We start from the raw sequence: 23,907 nt of genomic DNA on the forward strand, positions 1-23,907 counted from the left end.
ACCTATGCAAGTTCGTGTTATTTATCTCTTGTGCTTGTTGCTGCTGGTAACCGCGAACACTGTGTCTGCAGAGCCTAAGGTCATTAGGGTCGTGGACGCAGCAGAAGAAAATGGCACGCCGCAGAACCAATATTTTTTGTCAGTCTTGCGGTTAGCATTGGATAAGTCACGCGAACGTTATGGCGAGTATTGGATAGAGCCGATTGATTTACCAATTAATCAATCACGACAATTTAAAGAATTGCTAAAGCACAATGTCGATGTGTTTTGGACGGTTTCAACAGCCGCTAGAGACACTCAGGCAAAGCCTGTGGCCATTCCCATAGCGTTTGGCAGCTTTGGTATAAGAGTACTGGCTATGAATGTGGCTGACAGCGGCAAGCTTAATGTGCATTTATCGTTATCAGAGCTACAAAAGTTCAACGTTGTTTTAGGGCAGGATTGGCCTGATGTTCATATTTTTGAAAAGGCAGGCTTTACGGTAGAAAAATATGTTGATGGTTTGGCAAGTTATCGAGTGCTTGCAAATAGTGCCGGTAAGATCTTTCCTCGAGGTGTCATTGAAGTAGTACCTGAGCTCAAGGCGTTCGATAACAAGCAAGTGACTTATGGCGAAAAGAACCTGTTGCTCTATCCTTCAATGGTGTACTTCTACGTCCGCAAAGAAGATATTAAACTTTATAAACGCCTAGAGTATGGTTTAACACAGGTGCTTGAAGATGGCTCTTTGGCTGCCCTTTTTTACGACAGTACGATGATGACTGAGCTGAAAAAGCACTTTAATTTACAAGGTGCCGCCATCCATCAAATTGAAAATCCGTTGATTATCTCTAAAAAGCAGCTCGACGCGATTTCTCAATTACAAGTCGAGCTGCTAAAACAACTTAACTATTCACCAGCTCGTTAAAGCTTTGGTTGTCTGCAAGACTCGCAAACGCTGGCTCGTGTTGCAGCTCGTTCTTTAAGTTAGGCGCATATTCCAAAGCCATACGGATGTCGGCCATCGCATCTGCGTGCTTGTAAAGCATCGAGTAAGCACATGCTCGTTGCCAATAGGCATAACCATAGTCACTGTCTATTTCTAGCGCTTGATTACACAAAGCAATTGCCGTGTTGGTTTGACCAAGCTCTAATAAAGCATCAGCTTTGTAGGCAATCGCCTCGACATCTTCAGGTTTGCGATTTAGGATCTCATCGTAGATCTCAATTTTAGAGTTCATGTCACTCTCAAGATTTGCCCGCATCCACAGAGAGTGTACTTCATTCGTTATGGATATTTTCTTCTGGTTATTGAGGATTTCTTCAGAGCGTTCGCGTAATTTTTCTTCAATAACCTGAAGGCGCTTTTCATATTCATCGGTGATCGTGCCAACGCGCAGGCTAACGATATCTTCTACTTTACTCTTAATATCTCTAAAAGAAGTCCAACCAACAACCACTAAGATGGACGCGGCCGCTGTAATCAAAAAGAGCACATTGTTGATGGTATCTGTGGTGTAGGTAATCGCGCGATCTGCAGTATCTAGCTGAGAGTGACTGATTTTCTTTTCAATATCAGCTCTTAAGCGCATTTGATCTTCTCTAACAGCTCTTAATTCATCAAGAATATAACGCTCAATTAAGGGCCTATACATGGGCTCTTGTAATTGCGACAAAGCCTGTTGTTGTTGGTTTTCTGTCGGCTTTTTTGACGTTGTTTGTTCATTCGCCATGCTAGTAAAACTACAAGCGACGAGTAGGATAAATAGTACTATGCTTTTCATACTGATGTTCTAGAAACTTTATATTTTTAATATGGTGCATGAGTTAAGGTAGAATTGCAAAAAGCGGAGAAGAAATATTGGCTTATGTAATGAAATTAGCGATTTATAGCCTGATTATACTCTCTTTAACGAGTTTGAGTGCCTCTGCAAAAGAGCTACTGGTGGTGACCGAAGAGTGGAAGCCGTACAACTTCACCAATGACAAAGGTGAGGTTGTTGGGAGAGCAACAAAAAAGGTAAGGGAAGTGCTTGCTGCTGCTGAAGTTGACTACGAGATAAAAGTTTACCCTTGGGTACGGGCAATGAAAATTGCCAAAGAGCGCCCAAATACAATGATTTACTCTATTTATCGTACCGCTGAGCGTGAAACTGACTATGAATGGGCATGCCCTTTGATCCGCCCTGTGGGCGTGTATTTCTTCAAGCTTAATACGCGCAAAGATATTCAAGTGGCTTCATTGGAAGATGCTAAGCAATACACTTCTGCAGTAGTAAAAGGCAATATCTATTATGATTTTTTGATTCAACACGGATTTACTCAAGGAGATCATTTGATGGTCGCCGCCGACTCCAAAAGCTTTTACAAACTCTTTTTCAAAGGGCGGATAGATCTTGTAATGTCAACGGAATATATCATGAGTGAAGAACTTAAGGCGGCCGGGCTCAATTATGATGAGGTTGTACCTCTGATAGAAGTAACCAAAGCTACTCAACAGCGTGGCTGTATGGCATTTAGCAAGGATACAGAACCTATGTTAATAGAGAGAATTAGGCGTGCTCTGGCAAAGCACAATCAAGAGTTTGTTGGATCATAATGGGCAATCCTCAGGGAAAGATTGCCCAGAGTGTTAGGGTACTAATCAATGTTAGTAGCTAAGCTCAATTTGACCAACTGCCACGCTGCCTTTATCCCACGTTGTTCTGCACTTGAAATCCAAAACAGCGCTACTTTCGTAGTTATTGTCTAACATTGTGGTGTAGCTAACAAATTGCTCTTCTGCTACGTTTGGATCAGATATATCTGTCCAATAAAAAGCTTTACCAGTTTCAAACTTGAACCATTTATCGATACCGCCATCACTTACTTTACGTATTCTCGAAATCGAACAGAAGGCATTAGTACCAGTTAATCCTTTAGTTGTTCCATGAACGGTTAGCGTAAATTGGCCAATATTGGCATTTAGCGGCACGCTACAGTTGAAGTAACGATCAGTTCTTAAGTAGGCTGGATTGAAAATAAAGTAGCCATTTCCCGTGGCACCCGCTTGTTCGCTGTGTTTTTGTGTTAACGCCTCTAAGTTACCAACCGCATTTGCATGTTTAGTGAAAGCAGCAGCCTCTAGTTTAGTGTCTAAAGCACAGTTATTTGCACCTGAGTACAATTCCACATTAGCGTATGCTGAGTTCGCAGCGAATAATGAAACGATAATCGCAAGTTTGGTTTTCATACTAATTCCTTGTTTTAGTTAGCGAAGTGGGTACATTAACAGGGAGAGCTGTTCGTGTAAATTAAATGTTTTTTAAATATTAATGAATGTGTTTTTTAGGAGAGTAAGAAGAAAAGCGCACCACATGGTGCGCCTAATCAGTGCCATGGTGAAGGGGAAATTAACTAAAGGTGTTACACCAATCAAACCCTTCATAATGATAAACGAATGAGCAAAATAAAAAGATCATCATTTTTTAAAGTTTTGCAGCTTGTTGCACTACAATCGCGTGGCGCTTTGCTAATCTTTGGTGATCTTTATCGTATCCGCCACCAATCACGGTTGCGACAGGGACACCATGCTTTTGACATAACGTCAGCACCAGTGCATCTCGTTTCGCAATGCCAAGCCATGAGATATCTAATTTACCTAAGTTATCACCTTGCCAAACATCGACACCAGCGTCGTACAGCACGATATCTGGATTTAGGTCAATCAATAATGACTCAAGCGTATGTGCAACAATTTCGAGGTAGTGTGTGTCACTGATCCCTATTTCTAAGCCAATATCTAAATCGCTAGCATGTTTACGGAATGGGAAGTTTTTCTCACAGTGGATTGAGCAGGTATAAACATACGGGTTGTGCTTCAACATGGCAGCGGTGCCGTCACCTTGATGAACATCCAAGTCAAAGATTAAGGCATTGGTGATCTGATTATTGTCGAGCAGATGTGTGGCCGTAAAGGCGAGATCGTTTACCATGCAAAAACCAGAGCCAAAATCATAATGTGCGTGGTGCGTGCCACCGGCTAAATGGCATGCAATACCATGTTTAAGCGCCAGTTCTGCAGTTTTTAGCGTTCCAAGAGGCGCAGTAAAAGTACGTGCCATAAGCTGCTCTGACCAAGGTAGACCTATACGGCGCATCATTTTAGCGTCGAGTTGATTACGCCATAAGTCCCAAATATATTGCTCGCAGTGCACGCTTTCAAGTGGCGATGGGTCGCCGGGTTCAGGGCTATAAACATTGTTGTGAATGAGCCCTAATGCGTCTACTTCTTGGTATAGACGCGCAAATTTACTCATCACGAAGCGGTGCTTTGGGTCAAAATTGAATGAGTAATTAGCGTGATAAACTAGTGGTAAATTTGGGTTGTTCAAAAACGGCTCCGGAAATGGCGATATGGCAGTGTAGCAATATCAATCCCCGAAGCCGAGCGCTTTAGCTTTCAGTGTTGCTTGTGTTCTGTCTCGTACTTGTAGTTTTGCTAGCAAGCAAGAAACCGAGTTACGGATGGTACCTTCCGCTTTATATAATGTGTTGGCGATTTCCTTATTGGAATATCCTTTCGCGATTAGTTTTAAAATATCCTTTTCTCGTGTGGTGAGCTTATCTAAAGTGGGGTCAGGTTTTAGTAGGGTCTCAGCAAGCTCGTCTTGGATGATGAGTTCACCTTGATGGACTTGTCGAACGGCATCAATTAGCTCTTCTAAGTCCACGTCCTTAAGAAGGCAGCCTTTAGCACCAAGTTCTAGGGCTAATTTTAGCTTTGCAGTATCGTTGAAGGTAGTGAGGATAATGACTTTAAAGTTTATAGCCAAAGGCAAAAGCTCGGTGAGCACATCGACACCATCTAGCTCAGGCATCCGCATATCTAAAAGTACAATGTCAGCTGTAATTTGGTTTAATTGAACCTGTTGAATGAACTCACTGCCGCTGCCACAACTTCCAGAACAAATAATGTCACCACTCAGCGAAAGCAGTGCTTGCATACCTTGGCGCACAAGCGCCTGATCATCGACTAGGTAAACTGATATTTTAGCCATTTGTCGTCCCAAAATGGATAGTTAATGTTACGCCTTGATGAGTTGACACATCAAGACTGCCGCCGAGTTCTTGGATCCGCTCCTGCATACCAGCCAGACCATTTCCAAATCGAATACTATTTAAGGTAATGCCGTTATCGCTTATTTGTACTTTTAATCCTTGTTGACAATACACTCGTACTTGCATTTTATCCGCCTTGGCGTGCTTCAAGGTATTGGTGATGGCCTCTTGGCAGCATTTTAGAATGCAATTGGCATAACTTAGTTTCTCGAGTAATGGGTGATGTTCATAGTCGAGTTCAATGTTAAGACGAGGGATAGATTCAGTAAGCCTCAGCAAAGCATCATGGAGATCGATATGCTCGTTGCTACGCTTGTCGCTGACTAAATCGCGAATACATTTTAGGGTGTCTTTAGCTTGCAAATAGCAGCTATCTAATAGCTCGGTCAATGGTGCCGCTGCAGTTCGTCTTGCGACATCTAAATTTACAATCAGACTGGTTATTTGATGTCCAACGTCGTCATGTAACTCTCGTGCTAATTGAAGCCGCTCTTGTTTAGCAATACTTTGGCTTAGCAGAGACTGCGTTGCAGATAGCTGACTGTGGGCGAGTTGTAGCGCTTCTTTGGCTTCTTGTTCCTTTTGCATTCTTTTACACACCACGTACGCAAATAACTGAAAACAGGCAAATAACACTGCGTTGAGATATTCAAAGCCATGTCCCCAAAAAAAGTATTGCGACGCAACATACAAGCAAGAGGTAACTAGGATATATCCAAGCGCAAAGCTCAAAGGAACATAAAAAGCAAGGATCCCAACGAGTTTTACATTGTAAATGAGATGAATTGCGGCGGGGGAGGTAAGATTAATTGACTGGATCAAAAGCGCCAATACAAACAGCATCGAATATCTAACCTTGTAGCCATAGTATTTTTCGGATTCATTGATACATAAAAGCACGAGGATCAAAACACCGATATGCTGTACCCAAGGCAGCCATTGTGCTTTTTGCTGAGCATAAACCAAACTTGGTATTGCAACGGCTAACCAAGTGAAAATGGTTGTTACTAACCAAGCCGTCGGATAGCGAAAAAACGCCGACATCTACTTACTCCGCTAAAAACCTGCTCTGCAGGTATTATTCCTTTATTCTCTTGCGAACCTATCCTAGCAGATATTTGTGACTCTGTGATGATGACGAATGTCATAAGTTTTACATTGTAAATCAAAGTGCAATAACGGTTTTTCATCCTTAATAGTGCATTGATTTGTGGCACCACTATTCCTGTTCTATCTTTATGTAACAATCTTTTCATAATTAGGGATACTCAGAATGAAAAGTGTAAAGGCAAAACTTATTTCTGCGGTAACAGCGGGTTTAGTGGTAATGCTCATCGGGGCGATGGTTACTGTTTTGGTGATGAAACGCGTAGCGGAACAGTATGACAACATGATAGACAATGAATTGGCTGCTCGCGAGCAAATAAACATAGTGCTCGATGATTTCAAAACCCAAGTACAAGAGTGGAAAAATGTACTCATTAGAGGAAGAGATCCTGCCCAGCTAAATAAATATTGGTCAAGATTTGAAACCAAAGAAGCTGAGGTACAAAAACAACTCAGTTCAATTGTTTCAGCCTATACATTACCACCTACCCTAGAAAATAAGTTGCGTGAATATCAAAAAGAGCACCTCACCTTAGGACAAAAATATCGTGAAGCGGTGGATCTATTCAAAAGTTCAGGCTTTGATATTAACCTTGCTGATGCTTCTGTGAGTGGAATAGACCGCCAAGCAAGTGTGTACCTACTTGAAATTAATGAGCAAATTAACGCGTTAGTAGACACGAGAACGAGTGAAATTGTCGCAACAAAAAACCAACTTATCTTTTTTAGTACCCTAGGACTCATCGTTGTTGCGCTTGTGACTTTAGGATTACTGACTTGGTATATGCAGCATTTAATCACTCGTCCAATCCGCCGTGCATCTGATGTGGCAAAGGCAATTGCGAGTGGTCGATTAGACAACAAAGTCGTTGTACACAGTGACGATGAAATAGGTAACTTACTGACAAATCTACGGCAAATGCAAACTAGCTTACTTGATGCGACCCAAAAGCTAGAGCTACAAGCAAAAGAAAACTTACGGATCCGTTATGCGCTAAATAACGTGGCCGCGCCCGTGCTTTTATGTGATGACAGTAATCAAGTGATCTACGTAAACGCACAATGTGAGTCTTTGTTTGATCGTTACCGCACCGCGCTAAGCGTGCCTGCTGAAATTGTTAATCATCCAATTCCCGAAGCTTTACTTCACAGCTCTAAAGCACTACACCAAGCCTCGGGTCAATTAGTACGCCAGTTAGAGTGGGAGTGGTGCGTAGGTGACATAATCATTGCGGCAACCGCCAACCCGGTTTCCGATCAAAATGGTAGGGTGTTAGGTACGGTATTTGAATTTAAGGATTTAAGTCAGACAAGACGTGCGGAGCAACAGGTTGAACAGCTCATTCAATCAGCTTCCGATGGCAAACTAAGTGAACGTCTAAACCTTGAGGGATACGTTGGCTCCATGAAATTAATAGCCAGCGGACTTAACAAACTACTTGATGCTGTTGAGCAACCTATTAGTCAAACAAAACAATATCTTACTTCGCTTTCAAAAGGAGAAATTCCTGAGCAGATTAACGGTGAGTTTAAGGGCGAATTTGCGCAAATACATATGGCCTTACAACGTGCCACGTCTTCGCTTTCGTTACTTATTGAAGATACTTACAGTTTAGTTGCCGCTGCAGGAGAGGGGAGGCTTTCTACTCGGGCGGATGAGGCTAAACACCAAGGTGAATTTCGAAAAATCATTCGTGGTGTTAATGAAACACTTGACGCGGTCTCTAAACCCGTTGCACTTACAAGCGGATATCTAGAAAGTATCGCAAAAGGAGAGTTACCCGCCTTCACAAATGATGGTTATAAAGGAGAATTTGATAGCATCTATCAAAGCCTCTTCGCTTGTGTTGGTGCGATAAAATTGATGCTAATCGATGCCGAAAAGCTTGCTGAAGCGGCCAGTGAGGGAGACTTACAACATAGAGCTGATGCCAGTAAACACCACGGCGCATATGCCAGTATAATCACAGCCATGAATGAAACGCTGGACTCGATAGAAGCGCCGCTTAAGGAGTGCATGAATGTGATGGATGGGCTATCTCAAGGCAATTTAACTCGCCAAGTTGAAAAAAGCTATGCAGGTGATTTTGCGCTGTTGAAACAATCTGTGAATACCAGCGTTGGCAACTTAGCCAATATGATGCAAAAGCTGCTGGCCATGGCGGAATCCATCACTGTCTCGGTACAGCAGATCACCACAGGTATTGAAGAGTTAAGTGAACGGTCCTCTTCTCAAGCCGCATCTATTGAAGAAACACGAGTATCAGTCGGTGAAATCACCGAAACCGTGCACTCAAACGCCAATAATGCGCAATCTGCTAATCAGTTGGCTATAGAAGTTAACCAGCAAGCACAGCAAGGTGGAAAGGTTGTTGAGTCAACGATTGAGGCAATGACCGAGATTAGTAAGAGTGCCAAAGAAATACTCACAGTCATTGAGGTTATTGATTCCATTGCATTTCAAACTAACTTATTAGCACTGAACGCCTCTGTTGAAGCTGCACGAGCGGGAGAAAAAGGAAAAGGTTTTGCGGTCGTTGCCTCAGAAGTAAGAAATTTAGCGCTGCGTAGTGCAAGTGCCTCAAAGGATATCTCTGAGCTGTTGGGAAGCAGTAACGTCAAAGTGAAGCAAGGGTCTAAGCTGGCTTCAGAATCCGGTGAAACGCTAAAAACCATTGTGGAAAGTGTATATGGGCTTGCATCGCAAGTGCAAACGATCGCTGAGGCTTGCAATACGCAATCGAGTGGTATTGAGCAAATTAATCTAGCGATTAAACAAATTGATGGTATTACGCAGCAAAACAATACTTTGGTAGAGATGACGAATGCATCGGGGCTGTCGTTGTTGAGTAAAGCCAATGAATTGCGAGAGATGGTTGAGCAGTTTGATATCGGCAAGACTAAAGCGGAGTTGATGAAAGTGGTGAGCTAAAGGTCAGCAAAATCTAGGGCCTGCTGACCTTTATTGTTTTTAGGAACATCACGTGACATGATTGGAGTAATTAGATGGCTTTTTAGCCGCTAACAATGTTAAGGGATAAGGCATAAACCATGGTTACACCAATCATCATTATACTGTTACTTTGCGGCCCGTTATTGTTCGGTGTTATCTATTCAAAGATAAGAGACGTACAGGTAGAGATCACAACGCTTGCCTGTTGGGGTCTCGGTATCGCATTTATGTTCTTTTTTATTGGCCATATCGTAAAAGCACAAGGGATGGTAGAAATGTTACCTAGTTGGGTGCCGTATAGGCTTCCTTTGGTGTACTTCACTGGTGTCATCGAACTCGTAGTAGCGATTCTGTTATTTATACCAAAATACCAATTACCTGCAGCAAAAGCGGCAATTGCCATTTTTATGCTGTTTTTTCCCGCAAATGTGTATGCCGCGCTCAATAGCGTTGGCCTGGGAGGACATCAGTGGGGACCAGTTTATTTGCTAATTAGAGCACCACTGCAAATCATATTGATTGCTTGGGCATATTTTATGTGTGTAAAACCGCTATCAATGCCTGTGGCTGAAATTAAATAAAGCTCAGCTCAAGCAGAACACATAAACAGAAAGGGGTGTGAGATTTACCCGCTTCCCTTTCTGCATTTCGCGACTAGACTATTGGTCGTTTGCTTTTTCATTCTCTAAGCAAGGTATACCAGCCAAATGATCAGCCAAAATTTGTGCTATTTTGTCGGTTAGCCAGCTCGGACCTTCGTCAGTCATGTCATTGTGTTTTGCGCTCGCTATCGTGACAACACAATCCTGATATTTGTGCTTTTCAGTACGACTTGGCAACACCCCTTTGTCCGCTGGAAAGTCACTTGCACGTATCGACAATACCTTTACATCAAGGCTTCTCGGTAATGGCACTCTGCGATGATCTAGCGTAATGATTTGGTTTACAAATTTAGCCCCGTGATTGATTAACCATGCTGAAATGTCGCCGCCATTAGAATGGCCAATTAAGAGGATATGCTCAAAATCAAAGGTGGTGAGTTTTGGCTTAAAGTAATCGTGAATAAACACCAGCGTATCAGCGCCCCGTTGCCAGTTTTCTGCGCGTGTTTCGTATAAGTTCCCCTCGACGGAAAGAGGAGGATCAGTTGCAAGCTCATGGCCTACAGTAATAACCAAATATCCAGCTCGGTTTAGCGTCTTGACCAAAAATTGATAGTCAGTATGTGAGACACCATAGCCGGCGCTTAGCAGTGCAACAGGACAAGGTGCCGCTTTTGAACAGTGATTGATGTCGGTTGGCAAATGAGTTTCTACTGGAATTGCTCTATCACGAGCTGGATCAATTACGGTTTCAGCGGCCAAAACGAATGGCAGACATAATAATAAAAGTGGGCGTAACATATTTATCCTAAAAAATAGTGGCGCTCGGCAAAAGCCAAAAGCGCCACAACTGGTTGGAGTCTTTTACAGATTATTCAAAAATTGATTGACTGAAGCTAGCTCTCTTTGCTTTTGCATGATGCAGGTATTTGTTGCCAGTTCCAGCTGCTTAAGTGATTTACTTAAACCTTCTACTTCTTTTTGCATCGGTTCAAAAAACTGCTGAGCTTGTTTTAATGCATCCGCGTCACAATACGTAAATAGGTAAAAAGGTAGCTGTGGCTTTGCAAAAGGAGGGAAGCGCTCCTTTAAGCGCTCAAAGTGCTGATAAAACCACTTTTGATAAAGCGCTTTTCGCTCATCGCCTTTACCATTCCCGCTTAATATGTAATTAAAGTCGGAGGCCGTTACATGCTCGCTTAGCGCATAATCTAGTACTTGTTGTTGCAAGTCTTGTGGACCAAAATAACCCATTGCAAGCAATAGATTAGTACGTTGAGTTGGGTTATTGGTGGTTTCAAAGACTTTTTTGTATGACTTCAACAGCTCAGCATCACCGTAGTAAGCGGCAATTTGCAGGAAGCTTCTAGCCAAGTAGGGGTCGACTTTATCAGGTGACGTTAAATATAAACTCGCTTGCTTTTTTGCATGCTTAATAATGGTTTGATGCTTTGTCTCGAAAGCCAGTGCTCTAACCAATGCTGCACGTATTTCCGATGTGGCAGCTGGTTCATTTGCATTTGCCTCAAGTCCATATCGAGAAAACGCAGGCTCAACATAAGTGGTATAAAGTTTCTCCCAAAGTAACTTATTTGAATCGTCTTCATACTGTTTATGTTGTGATAGTAATTGAGTAAGAGCGGCCTTTGCTACTTTGGGATGAGTGTCGTTAATAAACTCACTGAGCGTTAACATCAACGCATTGGCGTTTATTTTTCCAGACTCCATTAGCGCGTCAACATTGCTTAGTAAGTCTAATCTCTCCCGCTCGTTTAGCTTGTTTGGGGCATGTGATATTAGGCTTGCGAGTTGAGACTCAGCAAGATCCCAGCGATAATAACCTGTCGCGTTGTCGTTTGGTAAGATCCACTCAGGCTCAAAGTCTAATTTAATCTGTTGCGCCTTGGAGTCTAAAAGTATTGTCTTAGTGGCTGTTTTATCACCTCTACCATAGCGCAGTGTGATGGGGATATGCCAAGTTTGTGCTGCTGCTTCTTGTCCTTTTATTACAAAACGTTGTTGCGATACTGTGGCATTCTGGCCATCTAACTTAATCGTCAAAAGTGGAAATGAAGCTTGTGATACAAATGAGTCTAGCACTGTCGCTACATCTTTATTAGATACTTTACCCAGCTCATTCCATAGATCTTTGGCTTCTGCATTCTTATAAGCAAATTTACGGATATAATTGCGCATGCCTTGCTTAAATACGGCTTCCCCAAGCCACTGCTCAACCATGTAAAGTACCGCGCTACCTTTGCTGTACGCAAGACCCAAGCCGTCTGTTACATCAGACTCTGTAATAACCGGTTTACGGATCGGTGAGGTGGTTGCTTGAGCATCATAGGGCATTGCATTGTGTTGAGATAGGGATAAATTTGTTTCTAGCTCAGGAAATAGCTGCTGGGTGATCTTTGCAGCCATCCAAGTGGCAAACGCCTCGTTTAACCACAGGTCATTCCACCATTTCATCGTAACTAGGTTGCCATACCATTGGTGTGCAAGTTCGTGAGCGATAACATTCACATGTGAGGTTTGAGCTTGTTGTGTTGACGTTGCAGGGTCAATAAGTAGTATATCCTCACGATAAGTCACCAGGCCTGCATTCTCCATTGCGCCGAACGGAAATTCAGGGACTGCAACTTGGTCTAGTTTTTTATAGACATAGGGTAAGTCAAAATAGTCTTCAAGTGCTTTGAGTATCTTTGGCGTGTTTTCGATGGAATAAGCGGCAAGATTTGATTTCTTTTGTGGGGTAATAATGTTACCCGGAACCGACATCCCTTTAACATCAAGTACTTCGAATGGACCAACGGATAAGGCGACTAAGTAAGAAGGAAGAGGCGGCGTCTTGTCGAAGTAATGGGTGGTCATACCATTCGACTTTTTGGTCTCTAAAACAGGCGTGTTGGCGAATACTTTTTGATCGTCAGGGGCTGTAATAGTGAGCTGAAATGGGATTTTATACTCAGGCTCATCAAATGTAGGCATTGCTCTTCTTGCATCACTCATCTGAAACTGTGTAAATAAGTAAGGCACGCCGTTGTCTATGGTTTTGTAGAGACCGACGCTATTACGGTTGAAAGGGGCGGTATAGTCGATAGTAAGCGTGTAGCGACCGGGTTGCAGTGTTTTTTCGCAACTCAATCTCACTTTACCGGTTTCGAGCATTTTATCTCTGAGCTCACACGACGTTTTTCCGACTAGTGCAGCGGTATCTATCGCATAGTCTAATCCGTTGAGCTCAATAAATTGGGTGGCTTTGAGCACCTCAAGTTTTATAGTCGTGTGTCCTGAAAAACGCTCTTTAGAAGGGTCTAAGTTAAATGTGACCGCTTGCTCTATAGGTTTAGCCACGGTGGCTAGACGATGAAGTTCAGCATTTGGTTGGGCCTGAGCTGAAGCGCTGATAGACAGCAAAATAGCACTGCATATTAAAGACCTAGATAGCATAAAAATCCTTTATTCATTTTGTTATTGTTGATTTATCTTGCGAATCAATGCTCTGTATGTTGTCACTTGGTGTGATAAAAGCATAGATAGTTAGTGCAATGTTCCTTTTACTTTAACAAAACTTGTTGCAAAAAGAGTGGGGGTAAAGGTTTACTATCGGGCTAATATTTTAAATATTAAGTAATATCAATAAATTGAAGAGGTGGATTAGCCGACTTTTTGTGTAACAAAAATTGTAACAGACTCCACCGTACTTAATTAACCTGAGGTTTGGATAAGGAATGTTCCCACATATTGAGACTACTTATGTTTCACTATGTGTTCTAACTTCAGATAGGCCCCGATTATAGTTAACCAGTGTAATAACTGTGACTTTGGCTTTGGTTTACAATAATTCATTGTTGCTCCTGTCGTAGTAGTGAATAAACTGCGTTTAGGTTAAGTAATTTATGACTGTATCTTGGGTCAAAATATGGCAGGATACCAACGATAGTTAATTACAATTAATATAAGTTGAGCTTATGGATAAGAGGTTAAGGCACTTAAGTGCACTACGCTGTTTTGAGAGTGCAGCTCGGCTCCAAAGTTACACTCAAGCTGCACTCGAATTGAACATTACGCAAGCGGCAGTAAGCCAACAAATGCGGCAATTAGAAAATGCACTTGCAGTTAAGCTTTTTGTAAGAAAAGGCCGCAATATGCACTTAACTGAAGCCGGCGAAGTGTTGTTAATGTCTACTCAAAGTGCGTTTAAGCGCATTATTGGGGGATTGAACCAAATTCAAACACAAGGATTGGCTGGTAGCTTGACTATCACGTCAACCCAGTCTTTTTGCTCTTTATGGCTAATGCCTAACCTGTGCTCGTTTTACGAGTCTCATGACGACATCCAAATTCGCGTGCTTGGCTCTAATCGCTTTGAAGATATTCGTTTAAATCATATTGATATCGCGATCCGGTTTTCTACCAAGCGAGAGTTAGCCTGCCCCGCCGGACTTGAGCAGTTATATCTTGGGGAAGATAGTAACTATCCTGTTTGTTCACCAAGCTACAAAGAATCGCTGCAAATTAAGTCTCCGAATGATTTAGCAAGGTGCAATCTTATTCACCACGACGATGATAAAGTAAGCTGGGAGCAATGGTTTGAGTCTCAGGGGATATGCGGTTCAAGTATTTGTGCCAAAGGCCCACACACTCGAGTCTCTTCTAATGACATGGCATTGAGTGCAGCGCTTAAAGGCCAAGGTGTTGCAATCGTCTCCAAAGAGCTATTTTTAGACTTTCAACAAGCTGGCCTTATTGTGCAGCTTTTTGATACCCCTCACCCTGTGGTATGGCAACGCTATGTGTTATTTGATCCCTATTCACCAAAAAGAGCTCGGATCCAAGTATTTATTGATTGGCTTATCAATCACTTGCCATAAGGCCTCGTTATGGCTCATTTATTGAGCCACTTTCGTATTATTTCATGAATGTGGAAGTAAATGTGAATTTGAAATAAATATTAAACTAAAATTTAACATTGCCGGATTAGACTCCGTTCCCGCAAGGAAAACTAGCAAGGATGCCAACATTCAAATACCGAGGAAACGATGAAAACTTATACTCTCACGCCAGCCGTGTTGATGCTCATGAGCAGCGTCGCCAGTGCAGAACCTGAAGTTCACTACGAGTCTTGTAAATCCACCTTTAACTATCTAGCCGCACAGTATCAAGGGACAACGGATAAAAATAATTCAGGTTCGCAGTGGTGCTATTTAAAACAAAGCATCGAAGGCGCAACATGGGGTCATGTCAGAACAGAAACCATCCCAGAATTCAAAACGGTAACCGGAAAAGCATGTAAAACGCCATCTGAGTATCAAGGTGAAAAATTTTATGGCTGTACAACCCGAAATCACACCGCTCCTTGGTGTTATGTCGAAGAGGGCGGTTGGGAAGAATGTCAACCAGAAGCGCCGCCAACGCTTTTAGCTCACACTCAACCCCTACAAAGTAAACGATTAGATAGAGTTGCGTTAGGTTCATGTTTCAAAACCAAAGGAGATATGCCAGAAGCGCTCGCTAAGTTAATTGGCCAACAACCGGATCTGTTTCTTTGGTTAGGGGACAATATCTACGCAGATACCACTGATATGGCGGTGATGCGCCAGAAGTATGATGATAAAAAGAATAATAGTGAATATCGCAAGTTTTTAGAGGCTAAGATCCCTGTGATGGCGACTTGGGATGACCATGATTTTGGTTGGAACAATGAAGGCAAACATTATCCAGAGAGAGTAAACGCACAAAAAGAATATTTGCGTCACTTTGATGTCGATAAAACAGATCCAAGACTAAATGGTCAAGCTGGTATTTATGAAGCAAAAATGTTGGGGAGCTCGGGCGAAACCACGCATGTGATCACATTAGATGCCCGTTACTTCCGCTCTCCAACCTTCTCAAGTTACGGAACGTGTGAGGGGGAAAGTAGCACTATATTGGGAGAGGCGCAGTGGCAATGGCTTGAGCAAGAGTTACAAAAGCCATCAGAAATCAAGCTCATTGCAAGCGGCATTCAAGTACTGCCTCCGCTGCATCAAGGCAGAAGTAAAACTAACTACTGTGCTTATGGAGACGGCAAAACATTTAATGCTGCCATCGCGTCATTAGAAGAAACAAATATGTCTGGTACTAGTTATGAATCTTGGGCTGAAATGCCAGCGCAAAGGGAACGTTTGCTTAGGTTAGTACAGAAATCAGTGAACGAAGGTAAGACTAAAGCCGTTGTGTTTTTGTCTGGCGATCAACATTGGGGAGAGCTTTTGCAAAAGACTATTCCCGCAAGCAGCACATATGGTCAAGCAGTTAACGTCTACGAAGTGACGGCATCGGGTTTTGGTCAAAACTGGCCTTATCATATTGAAAATCCATTAAGATTACCTATTTACGCAGACGACAAAGGGGATGGCAATTTTGCCAAAGCATGTCAGCTACCGTTCAAATATGCAGGCATTACCTATCAAGGTTGTATCACGCGAGACAATGATAAGCCTTGGTGTTATACCCAAGTGGATGATAACCAAAAAGGTATTGAGGGTGAATGGGGCAACTGTGCGCCAGCTGGTGCTAATATCCCAACTGGACGAGTTGGCGTAGTTAGCAAAGATATCGCAAAGTTGACAACATCTAACCGCCATTTGATTAATAAATCGGGAAGTAACTACGGCTTGATAGACATTGATTGGCAAAATCGTGAGCTGAAAATGTCTATTGAAACGGCAAACGAGGAAGCGGTTTCCACTATCATTAAATTTTGATATGTTCATATTAGCTGGGCGCTCGCTCAGCTAATATGGGGCTTACATAGTAACTCTTTGTAAATTATCGAAATAAATTGTATACTGCGTGCAATCTCTGAATAAATCAGTTAGACTTCATTATGGATTGTAGGTCACGCAAATTAAAAGGACATTAATTTGAAATTTATCATTTCTCTTTTACCCGCACTTTTTTTAACTAAATTAGTCTTTTACATCACTGATTTTGAATATTTACTTTTTGAAGAGCCTTTCGATTTTGGCAAATTGCTAATTGATATCAGTGTGTTCGGATTCTTCTATTTTACTTCAGTTATCGTTTACGAATACTTTTTTGGTGAAAAGCTAGAGCTCAAACGTCAAGTGACGAGCAAGCGGACTAAAGGTTCAATGTAAACTTATTGGGAGCTGGATGGCTTTTTATAAGGCTCAAGTAAGCGAAATACCATAAAGCCCACCGCGCTTAATACAATTGCGATTTCATATCGCTGATATGCACTAGAGATCCCTATTGCCCCGGTTAACCAGATACCTGCAGCGGTTGCTGTGCCATGTGTGGAATTATCGTTTTTCACAATTGAACCGCCACCAATAAAACCAATTCCAGTAATGACACCGTACATGACTCTCGCTTGTGCTTCATGTGACTCAAATACATCCATACTTGTTAAAATAAAAGCACAACAGGAAATAGCGACTAATGGGAATGTTCTAAGCCCCGCGCTATCAGAGCGACTTTCTCTATTAATAGCTAAAGGTAATGTAAGTAAAAACGCAAAAACAATTTGGTAAAAGTGATACCAAATGAGTGCTAAATCAAGATTAATCCAATCTGGCATTTTTTATCTCCTATACTGTTATTGGGTTAATGCAAAAGGCATTCCTTTGAGTTGGCATAACCCATGCAGGATGAAAGCGTCTATAACTTTTAGGAGAGAACAATGGATTTATTGAGGATCATCATTGCAATTCTGCTTCCACCACTTGGTGTATTTTTACAAGTCGGTCTTGGCGGGGCTTTTTGGTTAAATATTTTGCTGACATTGTTGGGTTATATACCAGGAATTGTGCATGCAGTGTGGGTGATCGCCCGTCGGTAAAAAGCGGACAACAAGTAACAATAACACGGTAATCTTTGCAGGGTATTATCCTGCAAAGATCTCCAGCACAATTGGCATTACTGAAAGTACAAGTAATGCAGCCATCACAAAATTAAACCATCTACGACTTTGCTCATTTTTTAATACATGTTTCAGCGACGAACCAAACACTAACCAGATCCCAACACAAGGAAATGACACCAACAGAAAGACAATGGTGATCATCAAGTTTTGACTCATAAAATCTGCGCCAGCGGAGGTATAAGTTGAAATAGCACCTATTGCCACAATCCATGCTTTTGCGTTTACCCACTGAAATAGCGCGCCTTTTAAAAACGAAAAAGGTTGAGGGGTTGAGTCTGCATCAGTCGTGGGTGAAGACATCGCGACAAGGTAGGCAAGATATAAAAGGTAAATGACGCCAATGCACTTTAAAATAAAGTGCAAACTAGGAAATAGCTCAAAAAGCTGCGCAAAACCCAAGCCGACCAGCAACAGCATGATCGAAAAGCCCACACAAATACCGCTTAACAGGGGGATGCTTCTCTGTAAGCCAAAATTAACGCCAGACGTCATTACCATAATATTGTTTGGCCCGGGCGTTACGGAAGACGCAATAGCAAATAAAGTGATAGCAACCAAATAGTCCATTAAGTAGTCCTTTTTATATAGCCGGAGTGTTACATCAAGGCATTTGTTATTTAACCTGAGGTTTGGATAAGGAATGTTCCAACTCATTGTTGCTAAAGCACAACTTAGTTTTTTCCTTGTCTAGCCAGCAAGTTTTAGGGAAAACAAGGCGAATTTACGCACCAATAGCTGGCTATTGGAAGTGAATTCAACGCAGTTAGCGCTAAAACTGGCTGCTAGAAAGGCATTAATTATCCGCAGCTCAGGTTATTTAGAGTGTGTCTTTTGTCTGGTAATGCCAAGTGGATTTCATACTTCACTATTGGGTTTGCGCGCAAAATAGTCAATAGGTGATTAGTCGAGGTGTTGTTTTTAGTTTTGTTATAAGATAACATATTTAAAGTTATGGTATAACATAAATAAAAATAGGATCTCTCTCATGGTATTAAAAGGTAAACTTTTGGCAGTTGCCATTTCCGCAATTCTTCTTTCTGCATGTGGTGGTACTGAGCACACAATTGTAAAAGTAGACCCGCCAGCACAAGATAATGGCAATGATGACGATGGTGATGATGATCATGGAGATGCGATCACAGACGCAAATGGTCGCCTGTTAGTCACTAGCGCAGAAAGTAACGTTGTGAATGTGTACTCAACGGCGGATAAATCACTTATCGACTCGATTGGCGTTACACACTATCCAAAATATGTATATAGCTCTGAAAATCACCGCTTTGCTGTCTTGGTACAACGTGACCAAGGTTTAGTGGAGTTTATTGACGGTGGTTTATATGAAGAGTCGCCTGCACTTGCTTCGTTCCATTTAGAATCAGTGAAGCCAACACACGTGACTGTCGGTGAGTCTGGTATTGCTGTGTTCTCAGATGGCGACAAAGACAGCCAACAAAATGCCAGTGCCGCGATGTTTAGTGAAGCGCATATTAGCGGCGAGCAAAGCGAAGTCGCTGCATTACATTACGACACTTACATGCACGGTGCGGCGCAAGCTCGAGGCGAATTTCTAATTAGCACGATCAGAGACCCTCAAACCGAAACTTCTCTACCCTCGCAAATTGGTTTGTATCATGCGCATGGTGACCATTTTCATCAAGAGCAGGTATTTAACGTAAGCTGTCCAGCACTTCACGGCAGCGCACAAAATGAAGAAGCAGTGGCATTTGGTTGTGGTGATGGTGTTGCGGTTATAACTCAGCAAGGCGAAAGCTTTAGTGCAGTAAAACTAGCTAATCCAGATTACTTTGCTGACGGGCAGCGAATTGGCACCCTTAAAGGTCACCATGATGCAGAGCAGTTTATCGCATCAGCAGGTAATGATGTGCTGATGGTTGACCCAGAGCATGGCCATATCGAGAAGCTTGAATGGCAAGTAAGTGATAACTATCGCATTGCTAGTTTTGGATTTAGCTTTGCGGGTGAGCATGTTGTGGTGATGGATACCGCAGGTAAACTCAGCATTTTTGCCGGTCATGAGCATGATGGTGAACACCATTTTGAAGCTGCAGGTGAAGTACAAGTAAGTGATGCTGATTTAACTACGATGCCAGAAGGTCACGGCTTCCAAATTACATTTTCTCATTCAGAGCAAGCGGTATATGTGAGCGACCCAATCGCAAAACAAATTAAAAAGTTTGATTTAGAAGAAGCCAAACTGGTAGACACATTTGAGCTAGATTACGTACCAGAAAAACTAGTATGGCTTGGTATTACTGCAGAGGAATCTCACGACCATTAATACTTAACCTCATGTAGTCCCTGACAATTTTTAACACTGTAGATAGTGGCTTTGCCACCTTAGTTAAGCTAAGGTGGCTTTTTTTAAGGGAAATATATGATAATTAGACCAGCCACCATCAACGACTTAACTAACCTAAGGTTTGGATAAGGAATGTTCCAACTCATTGTTGCTAAAGCACAACTTAGTTTTTTCCTTGTCTAGCCAGAGAGTTTTAGGGAAAACACCGCTTCCGCGTCCTGCTCTCGCTAAGGTACCTACATCCTGTAGGCAAGGCGAATTTACGCACCAATAGCTGGCTATTGGAATTGAATTCAACGCAGTTAGCGCTAAAACTTTCTGCTAGAAAGGCATTAATTATCCGCAGCTCAGGTTAACTACACTTCTAGGTTTAGAACAGCAAGTGATCGAAGCGGAGCGTCCGTATAACTCAACAATCAAATCACAAGACGCCAAATACTACGATTTTGAAAAATTACTCACTTGTTCAAATACGTTAGTGGTTGTTGGTGAAGTATCAGAGCAAATAGTGGCAACAGGGTATGTGCAGATAAGGGCATCTAAACAGCAGCTACAGCACACGCAGCATGGTTATCTTGGGTTTATGTATGTAGCACCTGAGCATCGTGGTAAAGGTTTGAATCAAGCGATCATGGAGCACTTAATCGCTTGGTGTAAAACCCAAAACGTCAACGACTTCTACCTTGATGTATACAGTAGTAATGCCGCAGCAATTCGCGCTTATGAAAAAGCGGGATTTACACCTTGCCTGCTTGAAATGAAACTACACCTCTAGATTAACCAAAGTTTACAGCCAACCTTTGTGTTTAAAGAATAAATAAGGCGCAAAACCAGAGAGCAGCATAATAGCAATGGCAAAAGGATAGCCCCATGCCCAGTTTAGCTCTGGCATATTATTAAAATTCATCCCATACACACTGGCAACCACAGTGGGCGGCAAAAATACGACAGAGGCAATGGAGAAGGTTTTAATAATTTGGTTCTGTTCTATATTGATAAAACCCTGCGTAGAGTCCATCAAAAAATTCACTTTATCGAAGAGAAAGGCGCAGTGCGACATTAGGGTTTCGATATCTCGTGTGACTTCCCGTAGCGTTTCTCGCTCCTCAGATTGCACCCCCACATGACGCATTAAAAACGAGATATTGCGCTGCGTATCCATCAAACATAAGCGCACTTTACCGTTGGCATCTTCTAGCCTTGAAATACGACTAACAGCTTCTTCTAGATCTGAGTCTTCTTCCTCAAGCACATAGGCACTGAGCTTTTCAAGCTGGTGGTGCATATCCTCAAGCATGTCCGCATGGTTTTCGACTTTTTGGTCGAACAAAGTCACTAACAGCTGTTTTGGGTTATCGCACGCCACTTGCCCTTTACGCGCACGCAGTCGCAGCAACCTAAAATCTGCAAGCTCGTCATCACGAATGGTTAATAAGCAGTTTTTTTGTAATAAGCAGGCCACGGTCACCGTATTAAAACGCCCGTCATTGGGAGACATAAATAAAGCGTGTACATGCAGACCTTCGCTGTCGATAAAACAGCGCGAAGAGGCTTCGATTTCTTCTACGTCATCCGCACCAGGAAGGGTAATATTTAGCGTGTTTGCCAGAGCAACTCGCTCCTCCTCAGTGGGATTAATAGTATCTATCCAATGGGCGTTTTTGATTGCTATTTCAATCGGGGTGTCGGCGCTTGGTTCCATTTCGGAAATTACACCGTGTTCAATCGAAAAAAACCTCAGCATCTCATTACTCTACACGACGACTCTTTGGCAAAGTATAAGAGTGAATGTATTAATCAACAATGACAATCCAGGGATTATCCGCAGATTATTCAGCTTGATAGGTGTAGATATTACGCGCCGCAACCGAGTTATTCATGATTGTTGTGTAATTAGCAACCAATTTAAAGCCATGGCGCTGAAATAAATGATTCACTGCTAAGGCATCTACTCGACAACGAGTGTGGATAGGTTGGCGAGTAGCGGCTAAGGTGTCTTGTAGTAATTGCTTGCCAATTCCTTTGCCGCGAATATTCGCATCAACCATAAAGTTCGAAATGTATAGGCCTGACGTAAGATCAAAGCGCGCTTTATCTTTAAAATGCGCGATTGGCACTAGCGACAAACTGCCTATAAGTTGCTTTGTTGAGTCATCAAAAATAACACGTACTTCGCCTTCTTCGATTTCCTTTTCCATAAGCAAGCGAATGGCTGCTTGGTCTATTTCTTCATTACGTGGCGGCGCTGAAAAGGTCGCGATGTATAGCTCAGTAAGCTGCTCAACAATATCGCGGGTTGGGGTAGAGATTATTTCAATCATGTAGATACGCTCCGTGTTTTTGGATCAGCTTGATAACTTTCAAGTAAGTGCTCAATATTACGTTTAAACAACTCGCTGGCATGTTCTGTTAGTACCGTATTTTTCGCTATCGCATGGCCTAGATACAAGTTGTATAGCTCGTACGCCGCGCACTGCGCATCAAGCTCAGGATGAAAAATACCGCTTTCTATCCCTTGCACAATTTTATGCTTAATATAGCTAAATAATCGGTTATGTTGCTCGGTAACTTTGGTATGAATCGGGCTGTCTGTATGGCAATTAAATTCAACCAACGCTTTGATAAATGGGCAAGTTGAATGTGGCTCATTAAATAGTTCACGAGTCCAGTCTGCCCAAATAGAAAAGAGCATTTTGAGTTGCACTAGGGGATCTTGGTGCCGTGCCGGTGCGACGACATGCAGCATAAATTGATCTTCACAGTAATCGAGGATCGCCAACTGCATATCTTCTTTACTGTCAAAATGCGAGATAAGCCCGCTGCGAGACAAGCCACAAAGCTTTGCCATAGAACCAATAGTGACTTCTATTAAGCCATATTGGCTACTAAAGCGCATACCTTGCTCTAAAATGGTTTGTCTCGTTCTCTCGCCTTTATTCATCACTTATGCAGTTATTTTTTGAGTAATACGTTGAATAACGCCAGTATCGCCTAAAATGCGGCGATGTCCAAGGCCTGAGGTTTGGATTAAACGCTCAGGAGTGGCAGCGATAAGCGACTCTACGTGTTCAAATGGCGCAAATCGGTCCTCGGTATCGTGAATAAATGTCGGCTTAAACTTAAGTACACCGTCGTGGAATTTATCTCGGATCAAATGCCAATGCGTGCCATATCTTGTGGTGATAGCGCCTAACACTTGGTGCAGCATTTTTTCAGAAATACCCGCTCGCGCAACGCGCTCAAACATCAGCTCAAAAAACTGCACGGGAGTTGCAACATTTATAACCACACGATTTTCTAGGCGATAATCCGGTAAGTTCATCAGCGCCACAGCGCCCATAGAATGCCCCACCAAAGCCACGATATCATGGCGATCGGCTTCTAGCTTCTCAATCAGGGTATCCAGTGCTTCAACAAAAGCCAGCAAATGGGCTTGCTTACCATGAGATTGTCCATGACCAACATGATCAATCGCCACAACGCAAAATCCCGCTGCTACGAGTTCAGGGATCAAAGTATCAAAGCAACTGCTGTTATCGGCCCAACCATGACTTAACACAACGGTCTTCGGACCAAGGCCAAACACGTTTACATGAACGCGACCTAGCGAGGTAAGAATATTGAACTCACCATTGGGTTTTTTATTTTTAAACTGATACTGACGCTTACCATGCGGACTCATCAGTAGTACCTGACCTAACCTCGAAGTAATAGGTGGCGCAAGCGTGCACATAAGCCCTGTGACACCCCGACTTATCTTGGTAATAAGTGAGCCGTCTTTGTCGTTAAAGTAGCTGAATTTCATCCTGACCTCTAAAAAAGAACACTTGTACTTTTATTAAAATAGAACAACTGTACTTTTTTGTAAAGCATAACAATCACCTTTTAATATTGCAGCTGGTTTACTCTG

23 protein-coding genes are annotated in these 23,907 nt (G+C 42.4%); 10 read left to right on the plus strand and 13 right to left on the minus strand.

Annotated features, from left to right (window positions below; genetic code table 11):
• The first annotated feature begins 4 nt into the window (after positions 1–4).
• Positions 5–907 (plus strand): hypothetical protein, encoded by a 903-nt coding sequence (locus PNC201_RS21735; protein ID WP_199539711.1) that lies wholly within the window; start codon positions 5–7, stop codon positions 905–907.
• Here PNC201_RS21735 and PNC201_RS21740 read toward each other — a convergent pair.
• A complete protein-coding gene (locus PNC201_RS21740) occupies positions 885–1,763 on the minus strand; it encodes a TPR end-of-group domain-containing protein (protein ID WP_102058410.1) in 879 nt (292 codons plus the stop codon). The two genes, PNC201_RS21735 and PNC201_RS21740, sit on opposite strands and share 23 nt — an antisense overlap.
• A gap of 89 nt (positions 1,764–1,852) precedes the next feature.
• On the opposite strand from PNC201_RS21740, the gene PNC201_RS21745 reads away from it, so the two are divergent.
• A complete protein-coding gene (locus tag PNC201_RS21745) occupies positions 1,853–2,578 on the plus strand; it encodes a substrate-binding periplasmic protein (protein ID WP_102058411.1) in 726 nt (241 codons plus the stop codon).
• Between the two features lie 51 nt (positions 2,579–2,629).
• On the opposite strand, the gene PNC201_RS21750 is transcribed toward PNC201_RS21745, so the two are convergent.
• The 4 genes from PNC201_RS21750 to PNC201_RS21765 all read right to left on the minus strand — a co-directional run bounded on the left by PNC201_RS21750 (position 2,630) and on the right by PNC201_RS21765 (position 6,123).
• Positions 2,630–3,211, minus strand: a complete 582-nt coding sequence (locus tag PNC201_RS21750) for a hypothetical protein (protein WP_102058412.1) — start codon at positions 3,209–3,211, stop codon at positions 2,630–2,632.
• A gap of 235 nt (positions 3,212–3,446) precedes the next feature.
• On the minus strand, positions 3,447–4,352 hold the full coding sequence (locus PNC201_RS21755; protein WP_102058413.1) for a histone deacetylase family protein: 906 nt from the start codon (positions 4,350–4,352) through the stop codon (positions 3,447–3,449).
• Positions 4,353–4,391: 39 nt separating this feature from the next.
• The gene (locus tag PNC201_RS21760) at positions 4,392–5,018 is read right to left on the minus strand and encodes a response regulator (RefSeq protein WP_102058414.1); all 627 of its coding nucleotides are present in this window, start codon (positions 5,016–5,018) and stop codon (positions 4,392–4,394) included.
• The gene (locus PNC201_RS21765) at positions 5,011–6,123 is read right to left on the minus strand and encodes a sensor histidine kinase (RefSeq protein WP_039496529.1); all 1,113 of its coding nucleotides are present in this window, start codon (positions 6,121–6,123) and stop codon (positions 5,011–5,013) included. Before PNC201_RS21765 ends, PNC201_RS21760 begins: the two co-directional genes overlap by 8 nt.
• Before the next feature lie 229 nt (positions 6,124–6,352).
• Between PNC201_RS21765 and PNC201_RS21770 the strand changes: the two genes are divergently transcribed.
• Positions 6,353–9,118, plus strand: coding sequence for a methyl-accepting chemotaxis protein (locus PNC201_RS21770; protein WP_102058415.1), 2,766 nt, complete (start codon positions 6,353–6,355; stop codon positions 9,116–9,118).
• 119 nt (positions 9,119–9,237) lie between these two features.
• Positions 9,238–9,720, plus strand: coding sequence for a DoxX family protein (locus tag PNC201_RS21775; protein ID WP_102058416.1), 483 nt, complete (start codon positions 9,238–9,240; stop codon positions 9,718–9,720).
• Positions 9,721–9,798: 78 nt separating this feature from the next.
• Here PNC201_RS21775 and PNC201_RS21780 read toward each other — a convergent pair whose 3' ends face one another.
• Both PNC201_RS21780 and PNC201_RS21785 read right to left on the minus strand, forming a co-directional pair.
• Positions 9,799–10,542 carry an alpha/beta hydrolase gene (locus tag PNC201_RS21780; RefSeq protein WP_102058417.1) on the minus strand — a complete coding sequence of 248 codons (744 nt, stop codon included), beginning with the start codon at positions 10,540–10,542 and terminating at the stop codon, positions 9,799–9,801.
• Positions 10,543–10,605: 63 nt separating this feature from the next.
• Entirely contained in the window at positions 10,606–13,194 is a 2,589-nt protein-coding gene (locus PNC201_RS21785) for a M1 family metallopeptidase (RefSeq protein ID WP_102058418.1), read from the minus strand.
• A gap of 521 nt (positions 13,195–13,715) precedes the next feature.
• On the opposite strand from PNC201_RS21785, the gene PNC201_RS21790 reads away from it, so the two are divergent.
• The 3 genes from PNC201_RS21790 (at position 13,716) to PNC201_RS21800 (ending at position 16,889) form a co-directional block, all read left to right on the plus strand.
• A complete protein-coding gene (locus PNC201_RS21790) occupies positions 13,716–14,618 on the plus strand; it encodes a LysR substrate-binding domain-containing protein (RefSeq protein ID WP_102058419.1) in 903 nt (300 codons plus the stop codon).
• Between the two features lie 168 nt (positions 14,619–14,786).
• The gene (locus PNC201_RS21795) at positions 14,787–16,493 is read left to right on the plus strand and encodes an alkaline phosphatase D family protein (RefSeq protein WP_102058420.1); all 1,707 of its coding nucleotides are present in this window, start codon (positions 14,787–14,789) and stop codon (positions 16,491–16,493) included.
• Between the two features lie 159 nt (positions 16,494–16,652).
• Positions 16,653–16,889 carry a hypothetical protein gene (locus tag PNC201_RS21800; RefSeq protein ID WP_010603705.1) on the plus strand — a complete coding sequence of 79 codons (237 nt, stop codon included), beginning with the start codon at positions 16,653–16,655 and terminating at the stop codon, positions 16,887–16,889.
• Positions 16,890–16,891: 2 nt separating this feature from the next.
• On the opposite strand, the gene PNC201_RS21805 is transcribed toward PNC201_RS21800, so the two are convergent.
• Positions 16,892–17,332, minus strand: a complete 441-nt coding sequence (locus PNC201_RS21805) for an MgtC/SapB family protein (protein ID WP_010603704.1) — start codon at positions 17,330–17,332, stop codon at positions 16,892–16,894.
• 102 nt (positions 17,333–17,434) lie between these two features.
• Here PNC201_RS21805 and PNC201_RS21810 point away from each other — a divergent pair, with 102 nt between their 5' ends.
• Positions 17,435–17,593: a YqaE/Pmp3 family membrane protein gene (locus tag PNC201_RS21810; protein ID WP_010369885.1), complete on the plus strand. Its 159-nt coding sequence runs from the start codon at positions 17,435–17,437 to the stop codon at positions 17,591–17,593.
• A 45-nt stretch (positions 17,594–17,638) separates the two neighbouring features.
• On the opposite strand, the gene PNC201_RS21815 is transcribed toward PNC201_RS21810, so the two are convergent.
• A complete protein-coding gene (locus PNC201_RS21815) occupies positions 17,639–18,244 on the minus strand; it encodes a LysE family translocator (RefSeq protein WP_102058421.1) in 606 nt (201 codons plus the stop codon).
• 418 nt (positions 18,245–18,662) lie between these two features.
• On the opposite strand from PNC201_RS21815, the gene PNC201_RS21820 reads away from it, so the two are divergent.
• Together PNC201_RS21820 and PNC201_RS21825 are read left to right on the plus strand one after the other, a co-directional pair.
• Positions 18,663–19,976, plus strand: a complete 1,314-nt coding sequence (locus tag PNC201_RS21820; RefSeq protein ID WP_102058422.1) for a YncE family protein — start codon at positions 18,663–18,665, stop codon at positions 19,974–19,976.
• 403 nt (positions 19,977–20,379) lie between these two features.
• Positions 20,380–20,772: a GNAT family N-acetyltransferase gene (locus PNC201_RS21825; protein WP_233525268.1), complete on the plus strand. Its 393-nt coding sequence runs from the start codon at positions 20,380–20,382 to the stop codon at positions 20,770–20,772.
• A 12-nt stretch (positions 20,773–20,784) separates the two neighbouring features.
• Here the strand turns inward: PNC201_RS21825 and corA are convergent, their stop codons facing one another.
• From corA to PNC201_RS21845, 4 genes are all read right to left on the minus strand, one after another.
• Entirely contained in the window at positions 20,785–21,741 is a 957-nt protein-coding gene (gene corA / locus PNC201_RS21830; RefSeq protein ID WP_010603700.1) for a magnesium/cobalt transporter CorA, read from the minus strand.
• An 85-nt stretch (positions 21,742–21,826) separates the two neighbouring features.
• The gene (locus tag PNC201_RS21835) at positions 21,827–22,318 is read right to left on the minus strand and encodes a GNAT family N-acetyltransferase (protein ID WP_102058424.1); all 492 of its coding nucleotides are present in this window, start codon (positions 22,316–22,318) and stop codon (positions 21,827–21,829) included.
• The gene (locus PNC201_RS21840; RefSeq protein ID WP_102058425.1) at positions 22,315–22,938 is read right to left on the minus strand and encodes a TetR/AcrR family transcriptional regulator; all 624 of its coding nucleotides are present in this window, start codon (positions 22,936–22,938) and stop codon (positions 22,315–22,317) included. Before PNC201_RS21840 ends, PNC201_RS21835 begins: the two co-directional genes overlap by 4 nt.
• A gap of 3 nt (positions 22,939–22,941) precedes the next feature.
• A complete protein-coding gene (locus PNC201_RS21845; protein WP_102058426.1) occupies positions 22,942–23,802 on the minus strand; it encodes an alpha/beta fold hydrolase in 861 nt (286 codons plus the stop codon).
• Positions 23,803–23,907 lie beyond the last annotated feature (105 nt).

The sequence above is a fragment of the Pseudoalteromonas sp. NC201 genome, from assembly GCF_002850255.1.
In the GTDB taxonomy this organism is placed as follows: Bacteria; Pseudomonadota; Gammaproteobacteria; order Enterobacterales; family Alteromonadaceae; genus Pseudoalteromonas.

Coding starts and splice junctions, on each gene's coding strand:
- PNC201_RS21840 (WP_102058425.1), bottom strand. CDS start 22,938: ATGAATAAAGGCGAGAGAACGAGACAAACCATTTTAGAGCAAGGTATG.
- corA (WP_010603700.1), bottom strand. CDS start 21,741: ATGCTGAGGTTTTTTTCGATTGAACACGGTGTAATTTCCGAAATGGAA.
- PNC201_RS21820 (WP_102058422.1), top strand. CDS start 18,663: ATGGTATTAAAAGGTAAACTTTTGGCAGTTGCCATTTCCGCAATTCTT.
- PNC201_RS21740 (WP_102058410.1), bottom strand. CDS start 1,763: ATGAAAAGCATAGTACTATTTATCCTACTCGTCGCTTGTAGTTTTACT.
- PNC201_RS21765 (WP_039496529.1), bottom strand. CDS start 6,123: ATGTCGGCGTTTTTTCGCTATCCGACGGCTTGGTTAGTAACAACCATT.
- PNC201_RS21785 (WP_102058418.1), bottom strand. CDS start 13,194: ATGCTATCTAGGTCTTTAATATGCAGTGCTATTTTGCTGTCTATCAGC.
- PNC201_RS21770 (WP_102058415.1), top strand. CDS start 6,353: ATGAAAAGTGTAAAGGCAAAACTTATTTCTGCGGTAACAGCGGGTTTA.
- PNC201_RS21835 (WP_102058424.1), bottom strand. CDS start 22,318: ATGATTGAAATAATCTCTACCCCAACCCGCGATATTGTTGAGCAGCTT.
- PNC201_RS21760 (WP_102058414.1), bottom strand. CDS start 5,018: ATGGCTAAAATATCAGTTTACCTAGTCGATGATCAGGCGCTTGTGCGC.
- PNC201_RS21795 (WP_102058420.1), top strand. CDS start 14,787: ATGAAAACTTATACTCTCACGCCAGCCGTGTTGATGCTCATGAGCAGC.
- PNC201_RS21735 (WP_199539711.1), top strand. CDS start 5: ATGCAAGTTCGTGTTATTTATCTCTTGTGCTTGTTGCTGCTGGTAACC.
- PNC201_RS21775 (WP_102058416.1), top strand. CDS start 9,238: ATGGTTACACCAATCATCATTATACTGTTACTTTGCGGCCCGTTATTG.
- PNC201_RS21815 (WP_102058421.1), bottom strand. CDS start 18,244: ATGGACTATTTGGTTGCTATCACTTTATTTGCTATTGCGTCTTCCGTA.
- PNC201_RS21845 (WP_102058426.1), bottom strand. CDS start 23,802: ATGAAATTCAGCTACTTTAACGACAAAGACGGCTCACTTATTACCAAG.
- PNC201_RS21805 (WP_010603704.1), bottom strand. CDS start 17,332: ATGCCAGATTGGATTAATCTTGATTTAGCACTCATTTGGTATCACTTT.
- PNC201_RS21750 (WP_102058412.1), bottom strand. CDS start 3,211: ATGAAAACCAAACTTGCGATTATCGTTTCATTATTCGCTGCGAACTCA.
- PNC201_RS21780 (WP_102058417.1), bottom strand. CDS start 10,542: ATGTTACGCCCACTTTTATTATTATGTCTGCCATTCGTTTTGGCCGCT.
- PNC201_RS21810 (WP_010369885.1), top strand. CDS start 17,435: ATGGATTTATTGAGGATCATCATTGCAATTCTGCTTCCACCACTTGGT.
- PNC201_RS21745 (WP_102058411.1), top strand. CDS start 1,853: ATGAAATTAGCGATTTATAGCCTGATTATACTCTCTTTAACGAGTTTG.
- PNC201_RS21790 (WP_102058419.1), top strand. CDS start 13,716: ATGGATAAGAGGTTAAGGCACTTAAGTGCACTACGCTGTTTTGAGAGT.